Origin of the sequence: Stappia sp. P2PMeth1, from assembly GCF_900185735.1 — a bacterium.
Lineage (GTDB): Bacteria > Pseudomonadota > Alphaproteobacteria > Rhizobiales > Stappiaceae > Stappia.
In genome coordinates, this window is record NZ_FYAW01000009.1 from 409,425 (window position 1) to 427,954 (window position 18,530).

An 18,530-nucleotide genomic window follows, 5' to 3' on the forward strand; every position below is an offset into this window, starting at 1 on the left:
CGGTTCGATCAGTGGAACAGCGAGGGCAGCCAGAGCGACAGGGCCGGCACATAGGTGACGAGCAGCAGGGTTCCGACGGCGGCGAAGTAGAAGGGCCAGATCGACCGCACCGCCTCCCAGACGGTGATCCTCCCGACGGCGCAGCCGACGAAGAGCACGGCGCCGACCGGCGGGGTGCACAGGCCGATGCCGAGATTGAGGATCAGGATGACGCCGAAATGGACCGGATCGACGCCGAAAGCCTGGGCAACGGGCAGGAAGATCGGCGTGGTGATGACGATCAGCGGCGACATGTCCATGAAGGTGCCGAGGATCAGCAGGATGATGTTGATCAGGAGCAGGACGAGAAGCGGGTTCTGGGAGATGTCCTGCATGACGGCGACGAGGGTCGTCGGTACCCGCAGATAGGCGAGCAGCCAGCCGAAGGAGGCGGCGCAGCCGATCACCAACAGCACCATGGCGGTGGTACGCACCGCGGCGGTGGTCGCCAGCACGAAGGTCTGCCAGCTCATGGTGCGGTAGGCGATGGCGGTGATGAACAGGGCATAGACCACGGCGATGCACGAGCTCTCCGAGGCCGTGAAGATGCCGGAGCGCACGCCGCCGAAGATGATGGCGATCAGCAGGATGCCCGGGATCGCGTTGATCAGGAGGTAGCCGACCATGGCCCAGCCCTGGAACGGGTCGATGGGATAGTTGCGCTTCCGGGCGACGTGCCAGGCGGCGAACATCAGCGCCAGCGCCAGCAGCAGGCCGGGCAGGATGCCGGCGGTGAACAGGTCGGCGATGGAGATCCGCCCGCCGGCAGAGATCGAATAGATGATCATGTTGTGCGAGGGCGGCAGCATCAGGGCGATGATCGAGGAGACGACGGTGACGTTGACGCCGTAGGCGACGTCATAGCCGCGCGCCTTCATCTGCGGGATCATCAGGCCGCCGATCGCCGAGGCATCGGCCGCGGCCGAGCCGGAAATGCCGCCGAACAGCACGGAGGCGGTGATGTTGACCTGGCCGAGGCCGCCCCGCATATGGCCGACCAGCGCACCGGCAAGCGCGACGAGGCGGCGGGCGATGTCGCCGCGCACCATCAACTCGCCGGCATAGATGAAGAACGGGATCGCCATCAGCGCGAAGACGGAGACGCCGGAGTTCAGGCGCTGGAACACCACGACCGGCGGCAGGCCGAGATAGACGATGGTGGCGAAGGACGAGACGCCGAGGCAGAAGGCGACGGGCGTGCCGATCAGCAGCAGGGTGGTAAAGGTGCCGAAGAGGATCAACAGTTCCATCGGTCAATCCTCCAGTTCGGTTTCGCCGAAGCGCGCGGTCGGCAGGCCTGCGGCGCGGCGGGCGAGCCGCTCCAGCGAGAACAGGACGATGAGAACGCCGCCGGCGACGAGGGGCAGGAAGTCATAGGCGCCGGAGATGCCGAGCGAGGGCAGCTTGTTGCCGGAGGTCTTGGCGGCAAGCTCGGCGCCGTACCAGACCATGCCGGCGCCGAAGGCGATGACGACCGCGTCGGAGACGGAGTGCAGCGCCAGTTTGACCTTCAGCGGCAGCACGTAGAGCAGCACGTCGAAGGACAGGTGGTAGCCTTCGCGGATGCCGACGGCAGCGCCCAGGAAGATGAACCAGCCCATCAGCATGACCGAGGCAGGTTCCGTCCAGGACTGGCTGTCGTTCAGCACATAGCGGTAGAACACCTGGACCGAAATGAAAGCGGTCATCAGCACCAGGCCCGTTGCCGACAGCCACAGGGCGATGCGGCCGATGATGCCCGTGATCCGCGCGACGGCGCGCATTGTCCCTTGCAAGATGCGTCCTCCCGGCAAGAAGAAGCCCGCGGCGGACCGGCCGCCGCGGGTTCGAAGTCACGTCGGGATCACTCGGTCGCCTGAATGCGGGCGACGAGGTCCTTCAGCTTGTCGGAGGTCACGTATTTCTCGTAGACCGGCTTCATCGCCTCGATGAACGGCGTCTTGTCGATCTCGCTGACGATCTGGACGCCGGCCTCGCGGATCTTGGCTTCCGAGGCTGCCTCGCGCTCGGCCCAGAGCTTGCGCATGTGCGGGACGGAGTCCTTGGCCGCCTGGCGGATGATCTCCTGATCCTCGGCCGAGAGCTTGTCCCAGCTCTTCTTCGACATGACCAGCACTTCCGGGACGATCAGGTGTTCATCGAGCGTGAAGTGGCCGGCAACCTCGTAGTGGCCGGAGCTTTCGAAGGACGGCCAGTTGTTTTCGGCCCCGTCGATGACGCCGGTCTGGATCGAGGAATAGACCTCGCCATAGGGCATCGGCGTCGCGTTGGCGCCGAGCGCGTTGACCATGTCGACGAAGAGATCCGACTGCATGACGCGGAACTTCATGCCCGACAGGTCGGCCATGGTCTCGACCGGCTTCTGGCGGTTGTAGAACGAACGCGAGCCGGCGTCGTAGAAGGCGAGGCCGACGAGGTCATGGGCGGAGAAGGCCTCGAGGATTTCCTGGCCGATCTCGCCGTCCATCACCTTGTGCATGTGCTCGACGGAGCGGAAGATATAGGGCAGCGAGGGAACCTGGGTCTCCTCGATGATGTTGTTGAACGGCCCGAGCGAGACGCGGTTCATGTCGATCACGCCGAACTGGGTCTGTTCGATCGTGTCCTTCTCCTGGCCGAGCTGGGCCGAGTGGAACACCTCGATCTCGATGCGGCCGTTGGAGCGCTCCTTGACGAGCTCGCCCAGATACTTGACCGCCTCGACGGTCGGGTAGCCGTCCGGATGGGTGTCCGAGGACCGCAGGACGATGTTGGCCGCCTGCGCCGTCATGGCCGAGGCGGCGAGCAGCCCGAAGGCTGCCGTCATGGTCTTCCAATGCTTCATGTTCAGTTCCTCCCTAGAGCAGTTTCGCCCGGTCACAGCCTGTAGGCGGCCTTGACCAGAGTGTAGGTGAGGTCGTGTGCGACCTCATATGCCTCGCCTTCGCCGAGCCTCCCGGTGGCGACGAGTGTGGCGAGGAATGCCGCATCCGACCGGCGCGCCACGTCGTGGCGGGCGGGGGTGGAACAGAAGGCGCGGGTGTCGTCGTTGAACCCCACGGTGTTGTAGAAGCCGGCGGTCTCCGTCGCCATCTCGCGGAACCGGCGCATGCCTTCCGCGCTGTCGTGGAACCACCAGGGCGGGCCAAGACGGAGCACCGGATAGGCACCGGCGAGCGGCGCCAGTTCGCGTGCGTAGGACGTCTCGTCCAGCGTGAAGAGGATGATGGTGAGGCCGGGCTCGTGGCCGACCGCGTCGAGCAGCGGCTTGAGCGCGCGGACATAGTCGGTGCGGGTGGGGACGTCGAAACCCTTGTCGCGGCCGTGCCGGGCCATCACGGCAGGGGAATGGTTGCGGAAGGCGCCGGGATGGATCTGCATCACCAGCCCGTCATCGAGGCTCATGCGCGCCATCTCGGTCAGCATGTGGCCGCGGAACCGGTCGGCTTCCTCCGCCGTGCAGCGCCCGGCCAGCGCCCTGTCGAAGAGGGCGGCAGCCTCGGTGGGCGACAGGTCCTCGGTGCGGGCGCTGGGCACGCCGTGGTCGGTGGCGGTGGCGCCATGGTCCTTGAAGACGGCGCGGCGCGCCCGATGGGCGGCAAGGTAGCCGGACCAGGTCGTCGTCTCCTCGCCGGTGATCTCGCCGAGCCGGGCAACGTTTGCGGCAAAACCCTCGAATTCTGGATCGGTGACCGCGTCCGGCCGGTAGGCGGTGATGACCCGGCCGCCCCAGCCGCTGTCGCGGATTGCGCGGTGATGCTCCAGCGGATCCAGCGCGGATTCCGTGGTGGCGATGACCTCGATGTTGAAGCGATCGTAGAGGGCGCGCGGCCGGAACTGCGGCCGGGCAAGGCAGTCGGCGATGTGGTCGTAGATGCGCGTCGCGGTCTCAGGGCCGAGCGGCTCGTCGATGCCGAAGACCTCCTGGAAGGAATGGGTCAGCCAGAGCGCGGAGGGCGTGCCGCGGAACAGGTGGAAGTTGTCGGCGAACAGTTTCCAGATGCGGCGCGGGTCGCGCTCGCTGGCGCCGCCGTCGACCCTCGGCACGCCGAGATCGGTCAGCGGGATGCCTTGCGAACCCAGCATGCGGAAGACGTAGTGGTCCGGCACGACGAAGAGCTCGGCCGGATCGGGGAACGGCTCGTTCAGCGCGAACCAGGCCGGGTCGGTATGGCCATGCGGGCTGACGATCGGCAGGTCGCGGATGGTCCGGTAGATGTCGCGGGCAAGGCCACGCGTGCGCGGCTCCACCGGAAACAGCCGGTCCTCGTCCAACAGCGCCATTCCGATCCTCCCTGCCTCCCCCTGTCGCGTTCTCGCATCTCATTCTTGGGGTGGCGTGCTAACTAGTAATCTAATATGTTAGTCGGCAAGTTGAGTCAACGCCTCCGAACAACGACGGCGGCGAATTGTCAAACGGGGCGGCAGTCGCTAGGACGGGCCTCCCGGCAAATGCCGGAAAACCGGCGCGGACGACACGTCCGGCAGCGCGGCGGTTCCGTATGCGGCTTCGGATCATCCGGAGGCGGACAGGGCGGCCGCAGGGAGGGCAGGGGAATGACGGAACAGATCAAGCTCAGGACGCTCGACATGACCCGCGTGCCGTCCGTGACCGATCTGGTCTTCGCGGAACTCTACAACCGGGTGGTCGGGCTCGACCTGTTGCCCGGCACCAAACTGTCGGAGGCGGAAGTCGCCAAGCAGATGGGGGTCAGCCGGCAGCCGGTGCGCGACGCCTTCTACCGCCTGTCGCAGCAGGGCTTCCTGCTGATCCGCCCGCAGCGCGCCACGGTGGTGACGCCGATCTCCGTGGAGGCGGTCCACCGGGCCCGCTTCATCCGCACCGCGCTGGAACTCGAGACCGTGCGCGCGGCGATGGCCAATATCCGCCCCGAGCATTTCGGCGAGTTGGAAGACCTGATCGGCGAGCAGGAAAAGGCGGCGGACCGGGATGATCGCGCCGGCTTCCACGCGCTCGACGACAGTTTCCACAACCGGATCTGCGAGATTGCCGGACAGGGGCATGTCTGGGCGCTGATCCGCGACCACAAGGCGCATATGGACCGGGTGCGCTACCTGTCGCTGGAGAACGGCGCAAGGCTGGCGATGGAGGATCACGTCTCCATTCTGGAGGCGGTGCGGGCCGGCGACGAGGTGGCGGCCGTGGCGCGGATGCGCTCGCATCTGGGACGGATCGCCGGCATCATCGACGACATTCGCGCAGCGCATGGCGCCTATTTCGATCCCGACGAGGCGTGACGCCGCCGGGCCAGCCGGTCAGGTCATGCGGCCGCGCGCGGCGATGTCGATCTCCTCGACGCCGCCATCGGCCGCCAGCAGCCAGGCGCGGTCGAACAGGTTCGTCACCACGCAGCAGTGGTTGGGCACGATGCGGACGCGGTCGCCGACGGCAAGGCTGCCGGCGGGGATTTCGACCACCGCATGCTCCTCGCTGAGCGCGGCGATCTGCGCCTCCGGATGGCCGATGATGGTGCCGTGGCCGGTGAGGCCGAGCAGATCGGAGGACAGCGCCTTGGAGCCTGCATCGAGCACGGCGCGGGTCGGCGTCGGCCGGCTGACGACGGTGGCATGCACCGTCAGGGCGCAGTCGTCGAGGGTGCAGGCGCCGCGCTCGACCAAGGAGCGATCGTTGTAGATATAGGTGCCGGCCCGGTATTCGGTGACGAGGTTGCGGGACCCGCCCTTCGCCTCGCCCGCATGCCACATATCCGGGGAGCCGCCGCTGGAAATTTCCGGACATTCGAGGCCGTGCGCGGCGAGCAGGCCGAGCGCCTCGCCCATGAAGCGCTCGACATTGCCGGCCTTACCGGGGGCCGGATAGGTCATCAGCCCTGCGAAGACGAGGCCGGGCGCAGCCTTGATGCGGGCGGCGAGATCCACCGCTTCCTCTGGCGTCTGGACGCCGCAGCGTCCCGCGCCCGTGTCGCATTCCACCATCACATGCAGCGTTGCCGCACTATCCGCGAAGGCGGAGGCCAGACCGTCCACCGTCGTCCCGCTGTCGGCGACGACGGCAAGACGGGCGATGCGCCCGGCGAGCGCCTTCAGCCGCTGGAGCTTGGCCTCGCCCAGGATGTTGAAGGTGATGAGGATGTCGTCGATGCCGGCATCGGCCATCACCTCCGCCTCGCCGATCTTCTGGCAGGTGATGCCGCGCGCGCCGGCCGCGATCTGCGCCTTGGCGAAGCGCGGCAGCTTGTGCGTCTTGATATGCGGCCGGCTCTTGAGGCCGAGCCGGTCGCAATGGGCCTGGAAGCGGGCGATGTTGGCGAGCGCCACCGCCTCGTCCAGCACGAGGGCGGGGGTCTCCGGCTGGAAGGGCGCGTCGGCGGTCATGGCGTGGTTCCGTTCGTCTCAGGCGGCGTGGGGATCCTCGACGCGCGGCCAGATGGCGCGCGTGAGGGTGTGGTAGGTGTTGGTCGCCGGATCGTTGGGGTAGGGCCCGTCGACCGCCGCATAGAGGATGTCGAAGGCGATCCGCGAGAAGGCATCGTGGAAGTGATTGGTCGACTTCACAACCAGGATCTTCATCGCCGCCGGGTCGATCCCCATGTTGGAGAAGGCGTCCGGGCTGAAGATCTGCGATCGTACCGTGTTGAGCACGACGCGCAGGCCCTTGATGCGGATCGTTACCGAATCGCCCAGCGGCACCACGCTGGTGCCGAAGCTCTGCACGGCGTTGCGCACCACCTTCTCCACCGTCACCTCGGCATCGATGGGTTCGCCGGCGGCGGCCGACATCTTGCCGCCGAAGCGCAAGGGCAGCGTCGCGCCTTCGCCGGCGGAAATGCAGGTGCGCACCGCGACCGGGTCCCAGATCGAGGCGAGGGCGGCGTCCGTGAGCCCGCGCGCGATCATCTCGCGCAGCACGATGGTGGAATCGCCCGGCACGCCGCCGCCCGGATTGTCCCACACGTCGGCGATGACCACCGGATGGCCGCCGATCTCGGCCGCCCTGTCGAGTGCCTCAGCCGGGGTGAGGAAGTCCGGACGGGTGCGGCCGCGGAAGGAGAAGAGCTCCATGCCGAGTTCGCGCGCCAGCCGGTCGCCCTTCGGGCGGTCGCCGTCGGTGATGACGACGAGGCGGGAGCCGAGATCCGGCACATCGGCGGCCATGAAGCCGTGGATCACCGAGACAGACAGGACGCCGTCGTGCCCCTCCAACGCCTTCAGCTTGTCGATGAAGCCGCGCATCGGTTGGCGGCTGGTCGGCAGCACTTCGATCATCCGGCAGTCGAAGACGGAGATTTCCGGTGTCACCTCGCCGACCGATGTGCGGTGGGCGAGATCGACGAGGCTCTCGGCGGCGATGACGAAATCGGTGTGCGGGAATTCCTTGAAGGCGACCAGCAGGTCGGCATTGGTGGTGCGCTTTGCCGAAAGGTGACTATGCGGATCGAAGGTGGCGCCGACGATCGTGTCGGGGCCGACAATGGCGCGCACCGCCTCCAGGATCTCCCCTTCGCAGTCGAGGCAGCCGTCGGCGACCATCGCGCCATGCAGGCCCAGCAGCACGATGTCGAGCGGCAGCGCGGCGCGGATCTCGGCCAGCATCTGGTTGCGCAGCAGCTCCCAGGTGCGGGCGTTGACGAGCCCGCCCGGCTCCGCCCAGGTGGCGGTACCCTCAATCACCTGCCAGCCGTACTGGCGGGCACGCTCACGGGCGACCGGAAACACCGCGCTGCACAGCGTCGGCGTCGCCGGATGTTCGCCGGGGCCGGCATAGAAACTGTCGCGGAAGTCCTGCAGGTCGGTGCGCAGGGGCGAGAAAGTGTTGGTCTCCGTTGCCAGGGACCCGACGAATACGCGTTTCATTTCGGCCATCAGGCGGCCTCCCCGAGAAGCTGGCCGGCATGGTGGCAGGCACTGGAACGTCCGTTGCCAAGGTCCACCGGACCGGGCCGCGTCGAACGGCAGATGTCGGTGGCGAGCGGGCAACGCGGATGGAAGGCGCAGCCGGAGGGCGGCGAGGCGGCACTGGCCGGTTCGCCGAGATCGACGACCGGTTGCCGGCCCGGCCGGATGCGCGGGATGGAGGCGAGCAGCAGGCGCGTGTAGGGATGCGCCGGCTTCTCGAAGATGGCGGCTTTCGGCGCCGTCTCGACGATGCGGCCGAGATACATGACGGCGACGCGGTCGGAGATGTGCCGCACGACGCCGAGGTCATGGGAAATGAACAGCATCGAGATGCCGCTGTCGCGCTGCAGGTCCTTGATGAGATTGAGCACCTGCGCCTGGATCGATACGTCGAGCGCGGAGACAGCCTCGTCGGCGATGACGAGGCGCGGCTCGACGATCATCACCCTGGCGATGCCGATGCGCTGGCGCTGGCCGCCGGAGAACTCGTGCGGATAGCGGGTCATCACCTTCGGATCGAGGCCGACCTTCACCAGCGTGTCGGAGATGCGCGCGCGCACCTCCTCGCGGGTGCGGGCAAGTCCGTGGATGCGGACCGGCTCGGCCAGCGTCTGCTCGATGGTGAGGCGCGGGTTGAGCGAGGCGAAGGGGTCCTGGAAGATCATCTGGATCTCGCGCCGCAGCGGCCGGAAGGCTCTGGCCGAAAGCCCCAGAATGTCGTGGCCGCGGAACAGCGCCTCGCCGCTCGTCGCCGGCTCGAGCTTCGTCAGCGTGCGCCCGACCGTGGACTTGCCGCAGCCGCTCTCGCCGACGATGCCCAGCACCTCGCCCTCGGCAAGGTCGAAGGAGACGCCGTCGACTGCCTTGAGGACGCGCTTTGGCCCCGGCAACACGCCGGTGGAAGGCGCGCGGAAGGTGAAGTGGGTCTTCAGGTCGCGGACCTGGAGGAGGGAGGCTGCGTCGGTCATGCGTCCGGCTCCAGCGGGTAGTGGCAGCGGGCGAAATGGGCAGGCGCGAAGGCGGTGAGCGCCGGCTGGTCGCTGTCGCAGCCGGCTCCTGCCCGCGCGCAGCGCGGATGGAAGGCGCAGCCGGTGATGGTCTCGTCGAGCGTCGGGACACGTCCGGGAATCGCGGACAGCCGGTCGACGTCCTCATCGGCTTCGGGAATCGAATCCAGCAGGCCGCGCGTGTAGGGATGACGCATGTCCTGGAACAGCTCGCGCGCACCCGCCGTCTCGACCACGCGGCCGCGATACATCACGGCGATGCGGTCGCAGGTCTCGGCGATGACGCCAAGGTCATGGGAGATCAGCATGACGCCCATGCCGGTGTCCTTCTGCAGTTCGACGATCAGCTTGAGGATCTGCGCCTGAACGGTGACGTCGAGGGCCGTGGTCGGCTCGTCGGCGATCAAGAGGCGCGGCGAGCCGGCGAGCGCCATGGCGATCATCACGCGCTGGCGCTGGCCGCCGGAAAGCTGGTGCGGGAAGCTGTCGATGCGTCCGGCCGGATCGGGGATGCGGACCATGGTCAGCAGTTCCAGCGCCCGGTCGCGCGCTGCCCGGCGCGACATTGGCCGATGCTCGCGGATCGCCTCGATGATCTGGTCGCCGATCCGGTAGACCGGATTGAGCGAGGTCATCGGCTCCTGGAAGATCATCGACATCTCGTTGCCCATGATCGCGCGGCGCTCGCGCGGCGACAGACGCAGGAGGTCGCGGCCGCGGAAGAAGATCTCACCGGCAAGAACGCGCACGGGCGTTCCCTCCAGCAGGCCCATGATGGCGAGCGAGGTGAGGCTCTTGCCGCAGCCGCTCTCACCGACGATGCCGAGCGTCTCGCCGGTCGAGAGGCTGAGCGAGAGGTCCTGCACCACCGGCAGGAGGCCGTCGGGCGTGGCGACGCCGAGCGTCAGGCCGCGCATGTCGAGCAGCAGGTCGTCCGTAGTTCCATTCGGGCGCGTCATCTCACACCCCCTTGATGTCGTTGCGGAACCGCGGGTCGATGCTGTCGCGCAGGGCATCGCCGACCAGGTTCATGGAAAAGACGGAGAGGATGATCAGGGCGCCGGGGAACAGCAGCAGCCAGGAGGCCCGGGTGACGTAGATGCGCGATTCCGACAGCATGTTGCCCCAGCTCGGCACTTCCGGCGGCAGGCCGAGACCGAGAAAGTCGAGGGCCGCGGCCTGCAACTGGGCGAAGGCGAAGATGAAACTCGCCTGCACCAGGAGCGGCGAGACGAGGTTCGGCAGGATGTGGCGGAACAGGATGCTGGCATGGCCGGCGCCGGAGCAGGTGGCGGCATCGACGAAGACCTCGCCCTTCAGCTTCAAGGTCATGCCGAAGAGGATGCGGGCGGTGGTGGTGGCATAGACGATGCCGATCACGATCACCGTGTTGACGACGCTGCGCTCCAGCAGGGTCATCAGCACGAGGGCGAGCAGCAGCGCCGGAAACGCCATCAGCACGTCGACGATGCGCATGATCACATGGCCGAGGCGGGTGAAATAGGCCGAGATCATGCCGGCAAGGCCGCCGGCGACCAGCGCCACGACGACACTGCCGAAGCCGATGACGATGGCCATGCGGGCGCCATAGAGACTGCGCGAGAAGCTGTCGCGGCCGAAGTGATCGGTGCCGAACAGATGCTCCAGGCTCGGCGGCGACAGGCGCACAAGCGGATCGAACTCCAGCGGATCGTAAGGGGCGACAAGCGGGGCGAAGATCGCGGCGAGCGCGACAAGGATCAGCCAGCACAGTCCGGCAGTGGCGAGCCAGCGCCCGCGGAAGATGCGGCCCATGGTGAGGATCGCGGTCATGCCTCAGCTCCCTGGCTTTGCGGCTTGAGAGAACGGGTCCGGGTCATTTCAGCGACACCCTGGGGTCGAGGCGCGCATAGGCGAGGTCGACCAGAAGGTTGATGACCATGTAGAGGACGACGATCACCAGGATGACGCCCTGGATGACGGGATAGTCACGGCGCAGGATCGACTGGACCACGAGGCGGCCGATGCCGGGCAGCGAGAAGACGGTTTCGGTCACCACCGCCTCGGAGACGAGGGCGGCGAAGGTGAAGCCGAAGGCGGCGGCAACGGCGATCAGCGCGTTGCGGAACACGTGCTTCACCGAGACCTTCCACGGGGCGAGGCCCTTGGCGCGGGCGGTGCGCACATGGTCCTCGCGCTGCACGTCGAGCATGGAGGCGCGCACCAGGCGGATGATCAGCGCCGCGTTGGGCGCGGCGAGGGTGAAGCTCGGCAGCAGCAGGTAGCGCAGGTTGGCAAGCCCGCCCGTGTCGCGGATCGAGGGATAGCCGGACGAGGGCAGCCAGCCGAGTGTCACCGAAAAGATCAGGATCAGGTAGAGACCGAGCCAGAAGGTCGGCACGGAAGCAAAGAGCATGGCCCCGCCCGAGGTGACCTGGTCGACCCAGGTGCCGCGATAGCTGGCGGCGATGACGCCGATCGGCACGCCGAGGATGACGATCCAGACCATCGTCATCAGCGCGAGCAGGATCGAGGTCTCTGCGCCGTCGGCGATCACCGCGGTGACGGGGATGCGAAAGAAGATCGAGGTGCCGAGGTCGCCCTGCAGCACATTGCCGAGCCACAGCAGGTATTGGGTGTAGAGCGGCTGGTCGAGGCCGAGCTCGCGCGTCAGGCTGGCGATCTCCTCGGGCGTGGCGCTGTCGCCGAGCAGGACGGCAGCCGGATCACCGGGGATCAGGTGCACGAAGAGGAAGACCAGCAGCGAGGCGGCGAGCAGCGTCGGCACGAGCGTCAGCAGTCTCCGCAGGGCATATCCGAGCATGAGCGTGACTTTCCGCGAAATGTCGGGAGGCGGCCAGCCCGCCCCCGGCCTGTTGCGAGTGTCGCCCTAGGGACGGAGTTTCGCAAAGGCCGGAGGGGGCCGAGAGGACCGTGCGTTACTTCGAGACGTTCCAGAAGTGCGGCCAGATCAGGGTTGCTTCGCCGAGGCCCTTCAGCTCCGGGGAGGCGATGTTGTAGGTGTAGACGTCACCGGTCTTCATGGTCGGGACTTGCTCGTAGATCAGCGCCTGCAGCTCGCCCCACAGCTTCTGGCGCTCCGCCGGATCGGCCGAGGCGGTGAACTTCTCCGCCAGTTCGGTCTTTTCCGGGGTGGTCCACCAGCCGGGATAGGTCGGGTTCATCACCGAGATCAGGATCGGATCCGGCACGAAGCCGTGATGGGTGAAGAACAGGTCCCACTGGTCCGGCTCGCCGCGCTTCTTGATGAGCGTTGCCCAGTCATAGACCTGCAGGTCGATGTTGAAGCCGGCCTGGGCAAGCTGCTTGGTATAGACGATCGCCGTGTCGTAGTGGAACGGGTAGTTGGTCGACACCATGAACTTGATCGGCTCGCCGTTGTAGCCGGCTTCCTTGGCCAGCTCCCTGGCGGCGGCCGCGTCGCCCTTGCTGAAGTTGTCAGCACCCGATTCGGTGTACCAGACGTTGCCCTGCGGCATGAACGAGCCGTTGGCACGCCACAGCTTCTCCGGACCGATGGCGACCTGGAGCGCCGGCGTCTTGTTGATCGCCGTCTGGATGGCGCGGCGCAGGGCGAAGTTCTCCTTCAGCGGGCCTTCCTTGGAATTGAGGAAGACGAGACCGAAGATCGGGCCGCCGTTGAGGATCGTCGTGACGTCCGGGCTGGCATCGAGGGCGTCGAACAGATCGCCCGGGATGGTCTCGGCATAATCGTAGTCGCCGGCCTGGAGGCCGCTGACGCGGGTGCCGACATCGGGAACCGGGATGAAGCGCAGCGCATCGAACTCGGCCTTACGGGCGCCGCCATAGCCGTTTGGCTCGCCTTCGGGCGAATCGTAGTCGTCGAAGCGGACGAGCTCGACATGGCGGTTGGGCTGCCATTCGCCGAAGCGGTAGGGGCCGGTGCCGATGTAGTTTTCCGGCGCGATCGGCTCCTTGCCGGCGCCTTCCATGACGGAGGCCGGATAGATCGCCGGACCGCCATTGATGAAGGCCAAAAGGTTCTTCCAGGGGCCGAACGGCTTCTTGAGGCGCAGCGTGACCTCGTGGTCGCCGGTCGCCTCGATGCTCTCGACATTCGAGAACAGCAGGCTGCCGCGCGAGCCGAACTCGCCCCAGCGCTTCAGCGAAGCGACGACGTCGGCCGAGGTCATGTCGGTGCCGTTGTGGAAGGTCACGCCCTGGCGCAGGGTGATGACGATGGTGCGTCCGTCATCTTCCAGACGGTCGCTCTCGGCGAGCAGCGGCACCGGCGAATTGCTGGCGTCGAAGGTGTAGAGACCCTCGAACATGTGATGGGCGATAGTCGTCGACAGATCCGAGGTGACGACATGCTGATCAAGGCTCGGCGGCTCGCCGACGGTGGCGTAGCGCAGGGTGCCGGCCGCGAAGGCGGTGCTGGCCATGGATGTCGCGATCGCCGCGGCGAACACGGTTTTCCAGTGGGTGCGTCGGAACATTCCACTCCTCCAAATACAGGGTCCTCTGGGTAGCTCGGATGATCCATGCCGGCGTGCATCCACCGACCGGTCACCCCACGATCCGCCGTGTCTGCGCCGGCTGTTCGTTGTGTAAAAAATTTTCATAATCTGCCGAAACTGTCAAACGGGAATTTGAATTTCCCGCTAAACTGCGGTAGATAATGAAAGAAACTTTCATATAGAGCTGAGGATTTCCATGACCAAGGGCATCATCCGTCACGATACCGCCGATCTCGCCGCCGGCGGCCAGAAACGTCCCTTCGCCAAGGCGGTGAGCGCCGGCGGTTTCGTCTACGTCTCCGGCCAGGTGCCGGCGGAGGGCGGAGAGATCATCGCCGGCGGCATCGTCGCGCAGACGGAAAAGGTGATCGAGAACATCAGGTCGGTGCTGGCGTTGGCCGGCTGCGGGCTGGAGCATGTGGTCAAGGTCAATGTCTGGCTGGACGATGCCCGCGACTTCTCCAGCTTCAACGCCGTGTTCGAGCGGCATTTCGGGGCGCATCCGCCGGCGCGCTCCACGGTGCAGTCGCCGTTGATGGTGGATGCGAAGGTCGAGATGGATGTCATCGCCTACAAAGCCGACTAGTCTGGTTTCCGAAACCGGGGCGGATGGCAGGGAAGGGTCCGGGGGCGTGGCCAAGGTGATCGACATCATCGCGCAGCTCAGGCGGCTCGACGGCGCCTTCCCCAAGCGCGAGCAGCGGGTTGCCGACTATGTGCTGGCGAACCTGGAGACCATCGCCTATCAGCGCCAGAGCGAGATCGCCAATGGGGCGGGCGTGTCGGATGCCACGGTCAACCGGTTCTGCCAGACGCTGGGCTGCGACGGGTTCAAGGATTTCAAGATCCGTCTTGCCCAGAGCGTCGCCGTTTCGCTGCAATATATGGACGTGCAGGCGCCCGACAGCGGGTCGTTTTCCGACGCGCTGGTGGCGCAGGTGTTCGGCGCGCTGATGGACACGCTGAACCGGGCGCGGGCGCAGCTCGATCCGCTGGCCCTGGAGGCGGCGATCGACCTTTTGGCCGGGGCGCGGCGGATCGTCTTCTTCGGCGTCGGCGGCGGTTCGGCCAATGTGGCGCGGGAGGGGGCAAACCGCTTCTTTCGCCTCGGCGTGCCGGCGGAGGCGCATTCGGACGGCTACCTGCAGCGGATGATTGCCTCGACGCTGGAGCGCGGCGACGTGGTCTTCGCGATCTCGGCGAGCGGGACGCCGGCCGAGCTGCTCGACAGCGTCGCCATCGCCCGCCAGTACGGCGCCCAGACGCTGAGCCTGACCAAGGCCGGCTCGGATCTGGCCGCCGCCACCGACATCGCGCTTGGCCTCGATCTGCCGGAAGACCAGGACATCTACAAGCCGAGCGCCTCGCGGCTCGCCTATGTGGCGATCATCGACGTGCTGGCCGCCGGTGCCGCGCGCAAGCGGCCCGAACGTGTGCGCGAATACCTGCGCCGGATCCGCACCTCGCTGGTGCCGCTGTCCAAGGATGTGGGCCCCAAGCCCATCGGCGACTGAGCGGCTGGCCTGCCGTTCGGTGTTTTTCCACCAGCCCGCGCTGCGCTGCAGCAAAGTTTGATTGAACAATTTTATGGCATGCGCATTATGTGGGCATGCGTGAGCAGCTCGCCATTCTTGTGATCGATACGAACCGGATCCGCTCGTCCATCATCGAGCAGGGATTGCGCGATGCCGGGCATGAGCGGGTGATCGTTGTCGACGGCATGGACGGCCTGGTGCGGAAGATTACCGAGATCGATCCGGATGTGATCGTCATCGACCTGGAAAACCCCAATCGCGACCAGCTCGAGCATATTTTTCAGGTCTCGCGCGCGGTCCGCCGGCCTATCGCCATGTTCGTCGACCGCTCCGAGGCCGGCGCCATCGAGGCGGCGGTGGACGCGGGCGTCTCCGCCTATGTGGTGGACGGGCTGAAGCGCGAGCGGGTCAAGCCGATCCTCGACATGGCGATCAGCCGCTTCAATGCGTTCAACCGGCTGTCGCAGGAACTGGAGGCGGCGCGCAACGAACTGGCCGAGCGCAAGACCATCGAACGGGCCAAGGGCATCCTGATGCGCAACCGCGGCATCGGCGAGGACGAGGCCTATCGGCTGCTGCGCAAGACGGCGATGAACCAGGGCCGCAGGATCATCGAGGTGGCGGAAGGCCTCGTGATCTCCGCAGGGCTGCTGGAGAAACGGGACGAGGCATGAGGCGAGCGGACGGCGACACGGTGATTGCGGGCTTCATCCCGCTTCTCGACAGTGCGCTGCTGGTGACGGCGGCGGAGCGGGGCTTTGCCGCGCGCGAGGGAGTGATCCTGAAGCTGGTGCGCGAGACCTCCTGGGCCAATATCCGCGACCGCATCGCCATCGGCCATTTCGACGTTGCCCATATGCTGGCGCCGATGCCCATTGCCGCGTCCCTGGAAATCACCTCGCTCGCCGTGCCGATGCTGGCACCGATGACGCTGGGGCTCGGCGGCAATGCCATCACGGTTTCCAACATCCTGTGGCAGCGCATGTGCGACCACGGCGCGCCTCGCGACGGCGATCCGGCCGGAACGGGTCGGGCGCTCAAGGCGGTGATCTCTGCATCCGGCGGGAGCGCCCCGCTGCGCTTTGGCGTCGTGCACCCGTTCTCGGGCCACGCCTACGAGTTGCGCTACTGGCTTGCGGCCGCCGGCATCGATCCGGACAGGGACGTGGAGATCACCGTGCTGCCGCCGCCGCTGATGGCGGACGCACTGGCGGCCGATCGGCTCGACGGCTATTGTGTCGGCGAACCTTGGAACACGGCGGCCGTCCTTGCCGGCACAGGCCGCATCGTCACCACCAAGGCGGCGATCTGGCCGAAAAGCCCGGAGAAGGTGCTGGGCGTGACGCGCAAATGGGCCGCGTCGAATTCCGACCTGCTGGCGGCACTGATCCGGGCACTGGCGGGAGCGGCAACGTGGTGCGCCGACCCGCAGAACCATCGCGAGCTGGCGGAACTGCTGTCCGGACCGGACTATCTCGACTGTCCGGCGGAGTATTGCCGTCCGGCACTGTCGGGCGAACTGCTGCTGTCGCGCGACGAGCCGCTTTCACGCCCGGATTTCCTGTCCTTTGCGGGGCAGGCCGCGCTCAGCCCGCAGCCTGCCTACGCGCTGTGGTTCTACAGCCAGATGCTCCGCTGGGGACAGGTAACGCACAGCGCCGAGCGCGAGGCGAGGGTGCGGGCGACCTATCGCCCCGATCTGCTGGAGGCCGCGACGGGTCTGCGGGCCGAAGCCGCGAGCCTCACCTTCTTTGATGGCGTGGGCTTCGATCCCGATGCGGTTGCCGACTATGCGGCAGCCTTCCCGGTCCGCGCCTGACGCCCTTTCCCTTTCGTATTCGCGCCACCGTTTCTTGTTGCGCTGCACAAGGATTGGTCACCTGCCTGTGCGAAGTGCCCGGGCTTTCGGCGCCTGTGGATCTGCCCGGTTTTCAGGTGTTGCGATTCTCTCTGTGAAATCAATTTACTGTCGGGAAATCCGCAACTGGCACGCCTCCTGCAAGGGAAACAACGTGCCAAAGATGGCCACGACATAGCACGCCCAAGGACGGGCGTTCCGGCAAAGCCGCCGTTGAGACCAGCCAGCGCCCTCCCGCGCCTTGCGTCTCGACGGCGGCTTTTTTGTTGGCCCGAGGCCGATCTCAGAGGGACGGCCCGAGCAGAGGGAGAAGAGACGTGATGCAGATCCCGCACCCTGTCCGCCGCGCGGCCATCGGCCTTCTGGCGTTCGCCGCGATCCTGCCGGCGAGCGCACAGGCCGACATGCTGATGGTCGAGAAGGACGAGCTGAAATTCGGCTTCATCAAGCTGACCGACATGGCCCCCCTGGCGATCGCCTATGAGAAGGGGTTCTTCGAGGACGAGGGGCTGTTCGTCACCCTGGAGCCGCAGGCCAACTGGAAGGTGCTGCTCGACCGGGTGATCACCGGCGAACTCGACGGCGCCCACATGCTGGCGGGCCAGCCGCTGGCGGCGACCATCGGCTTCGGCACCGAGGCGCATATCGTCACGCCCTTCTCGATGGACCTCAACGGCAACGGCATCACCGTCTCCAACGAGGTGTGGCAGATGATGAAGCCGCATCTGGAGATGCAGGCCGACGGCAAGCCGGTGCATCCGATCCCGGCAAGCGCGCTGAAGCCGGTCGTGGAGGCTTTCCGCGCGCAGGGACGCCCGTTCAACATGGGCATGGTCTTCCCGGTCTCGACCCACAATTACGAACTGCGCTACTGGCTCGCCTCCGGCGGCATTCATCCCGGCTTCTACTCCACCTCCGACATTTCCGGGCAGATCAAGGCCGAGGCGCTGCTGTCGGTGACGCCGCCGCCGCAGATGCCGGCAACGCTCGAGGCCGGCACGATCAACGGCTACTGCGTCGGCGAGCCGTGGAACCAGCAGGCGGTGTTCAAGGGCATCGGCGTGCCGGTTATCACCGATTACGAGATCTGGAAGAACAATCCGGAGAAGGTGTTCGGCCTGACCAAGGCCTTCGTCGACGAGAATCCAAACACCGTCCTGGCGCTGACCAAGGCGCTGATCCGCGCTGCCATGTGGCTGGACGAGAACGACAACGCCAATCGCATGGAGGCGGTCGAGATCCTGTCGCGGCCCGAATATGTCGGCGCCGACCAGGAAGTGATCGCCAACTCGATGACCGGCACATTCGAATACGAGAAGGGCGACATCCGCGAGGTGCCGGACTTCAACGTCTTCTTCCGCCACCACGCGACCTATCCCTTCTATTCGGACGCGGTCTGGTATCTGACCCAGATGCGCCGCTGGGGCCAGATCGCCGAACACAAGCCGGACGAGTGGTATGCGGAGGTGGCGAAGCAGGTCTACCTACCGGAGATTTACCTCAAGGCCGCGCGCCTGCTGGTCGACGAGGGGCTGGCCGCGGAAGCCGACTTCCCCTTCGACAGCGACGGTTACCGGGCACCGACCCCGGCCGCCGACATCATCGACGGCATTCCCTACGACGGCCGCGCCCCCAACGCCTACATCGACAGCCTGCCGATCGGCCTGAAGAGCGGGCAGACGGTCGAAGGCAACGAGGTGATCGGCGGCTGAGGCCGCGTGCGCCCGGCCGGCGGGCCGCTGCCGGCCGGCCG

The 18,530-nt window shown here is 66.6% G+C and carries 17 protein-coding genes; 6 read left to right on the forward strand and 11 right to left on the reverse strand.

From position 1 onward, the window contains the following. Window positions 1-8 precede the first annotated feature (8 nt). The 4 genes from P2PM1_RS04940 to uxaC all read right to left on the reverse strand — a co-directional run bounded on the left by P2PM1_RS04940 (window position 9) and on the right by uxaC (window position 4,302). The gene (locus P2PM1_RS04940) at window positions 9-1,289 is read right to left on the reverse strand and encodes a TRAP transporter large permease (protein WP_186398332.1); all 1,281 of its coding nucleotides are present in this window, start codon (window positions 1,287-1,289) and stop codon (window positions 9-11) included. Between the two features lie 3 nt (window positions 1,290-1,292). Beyond that, window positions 1,293-1,802, reverse strand: a complete 510-nt coding sequence (locus tag P2PM1_RS04945) for a TRAP transporter small permease (RefSeq protein ID WP_186388474.1) — start codon at window positions 1,800-1,802, stop codon at window positions 1,293-1,295. 80 nt (window positions 1,803-1,882) lie between these two features. Then, window positions 1,883-2,863: a TRAP transporter substrate-binding protein gene (locus P2PM1_RS04950; RefSeq protein ID WP_186388096.1), complete on the reverse strand. Its 981-nt coding sequence runs from the start codon at window positions 2,861-2,863 to the stop codon at window positions 1,883-1,885. A gap of 32 nt (window positions 2,864-2,895) precedes the next feature. Further along, window positions 2,896-4,302 carry a glucuronate isomerase gene (uxaC, locus tag P2PM1_RS04955; protein WP_186398333.1) on the reverse strand — a complete coding sequence of 469 codons (1,407 nt, stop codon included), beginning with the start codon at window positions 4,300-4,302 and terminating at the stop codon, window positions 2,896-2,898. 273 nt (window positions 4,303-4,575) lie between these two features. Here uxaC and P2PM1_RS04960 point away from each other — a divergent pair, with 273 nt between their 5' ends. After that, window positions 4,576-5,277 (forward strand): GntR family transcriptional regulator, encoded by a 702-nt coding sequence (locus P2PM1_RS04960; protein ID WP_186388094.1) that lies wholly within the window; start codon window positions 4,576-4,578, stop codon window positions 5,275-5,277. An 18-nt stretch (window positions 5,278-5,295) separates the two neighbouring features. On the opposite strand, the gene P2PM1_RS04965 is transcribed toward P2PM1_RS04960, so the two are convergent. From P2PM1_RS04965 to P2PM1_RS04995, 7 genes are all read right to left on the reverse strand, one after another. Further along, the gene (locus P2PM1_RS04965; protein ID WP_186398334.1) at window positions 5,296-6,375 is read right to left on the reverse strand and encodes a D-TA family PLP-dependent enzyme; all 1,080 of its coding nucleotides are present in this window, start codon (window positions 6,373-6,375) and stop codon (window positions 5,296-5,298) included. An 18-nt stretch (window positions 6,376-6,393) separates the two neighbouring features. Then, a complete protein-coding gene (locus P2PM1_RS04970; RefSeq protein ID WP_244301406.1) occupies window positions 6,394-7,863 on the reverse strand; it encodes a M81 family metallopeptidase in 1,470 nt (489 codons plus the stop codon). Continuing rightward, window positions 7,863-8,864 (reverse strand): ABC transporter ATP-binding protein, encoded by a 1,002-nt coding sequence (locus P2PM1_RS04975; protein ID WP_186398335.1) that lies wholly within the window; start codon window positions 8,862-8,864, stop codon window positions 7,863-7,865. The genes P2PM1_RS04970 and P2PM1_RS04975 overlap by 1 nt, the downstream gene beginning before the upstream one ends. Then, entirely contained in the window at window positions 8,861-9,862 is a 1,002-nt protein-coding gene (locus P2PM1_RS04980) for an ABC transporter ATP-binding protein (RefSeq protein ID WP_186396796.1), read from the reverse strand. Before P2PM1_RS04980 ends, P2PM1_RS04975 begins: the two co-directional genes overlap by 4 nt. A gap of 1 nt (window position 9,863) precedes the next feature. Then, window positions 9,864-10,715, reverse strand: a complete 852-nt coding sequence (locus P2PM1_RS04985; protein ID WP_186398336.1) for an ABC transporter permease — start codon at window positions 10,713-10,715, stop codon at window positions 9,864-9,866. 43 nt (window positions 10,716-10,758) lie between these two features. Beyond that, window positions 10,759-11,706, reverse strand: coding sequence for an ABC transporter permease (locus P2PM1_RS04990; RefSeq protein WP_186396798.1), 948 nt, complete (start codon window positions 11,704-11,706; stop codon window positions 10,759-10,761). 115 nt (window positions 11,707-11,821) lie between these two features. Further along, the gene (locus P2PM1_RS04995; protein WP_186398337.1) at window positions 11,822-13,363 is read right to left on the reverse strand and encodes an ABC transporter substrate-binding protein; all 1,542 of its coding nucleotides are present in this window, start codon (window positions 13,361-13,363) and stop codon (window positions 11,822-11,824) included. A 217-nt stretch (window positions 13,364-13,580) separates the two neighbouring features. On the opposite strand from P2PM1_RS04995, the gene P2PM1_RS05000 reads away from it, so the two are divergent. From P2PM1_RS05000 to P2PM1_RS05020, 5 genes are all read left to right on the forward strand, one after another. Continuing rightward, window positions 13,581-13,970 (forward strand): Rid family hydrolase, encoded by a 390-nt coding sequence (locus P2PM1_RS05000; protein ID WP_186388086.1) that lies wholly within the window; start codon window positions 13,581-13,583, stop codon window positions 13,968-13,970. Window positions 13,971-14,016: 46 nt separating this feature from the next. After that, on the forward strand, window positions 14,017-14,898 hold the full coding sequence (locus P2PM1_RS05005) for a MurR/RpiR family transcriptional regulator (protein WP_208985179.1): 882 nt from the start codon (window positions 14,017-14,019) through the stop codon (window positions 14,896-14,898). Window positions 14,899-14,993: 95 nt separating this feature from the next. Next, a complete protein-coding gene (locus P2PM1_RS05010; RefSeq protein WP_186388084.1) occupies window positions 14,994-15,593 on the forward strand; it encodes an ANTAR domain-containing response regulator in 600 nt (199 codons plus the stop codon). After that, the gene (locus P2PM1_RS05015) at window positions 15,590-16,738 is read left to right on the forward strand and encodes a CmpA/NrtA family ABC transporter substrate-binding protein (RefSeq protein WP_186398339.1); all 1,149 of its coding nucleotides are present in this window, start codon (window positions 15,590-15,592) and stop codon (window positions 16,736-16,738) included. The genes P2PM1_RS05010 and P2PM1_RS05015 overlap by 4 nt, the downstream gene beginning before the upstream one ends. Window positions 16,739-17,097: 359 nt before the next feature. Continuing rightward, window positions 17,098-18,489 carry a CmpA/NrtA family ABC transporter substrate-binding protein gene (locus P2PM1_RS05020; protein ID WP_186398385.1) on the forward strand — a complete coding sequence of 464 codons (1,392 nt, stop codon included), beginning with the start codon at window positions 17,098-17,100 and terminating at the stop codon, window positions 18,487-18,489. Window positions 18,490-18,530: the final 41 nt, after the last annotated feature.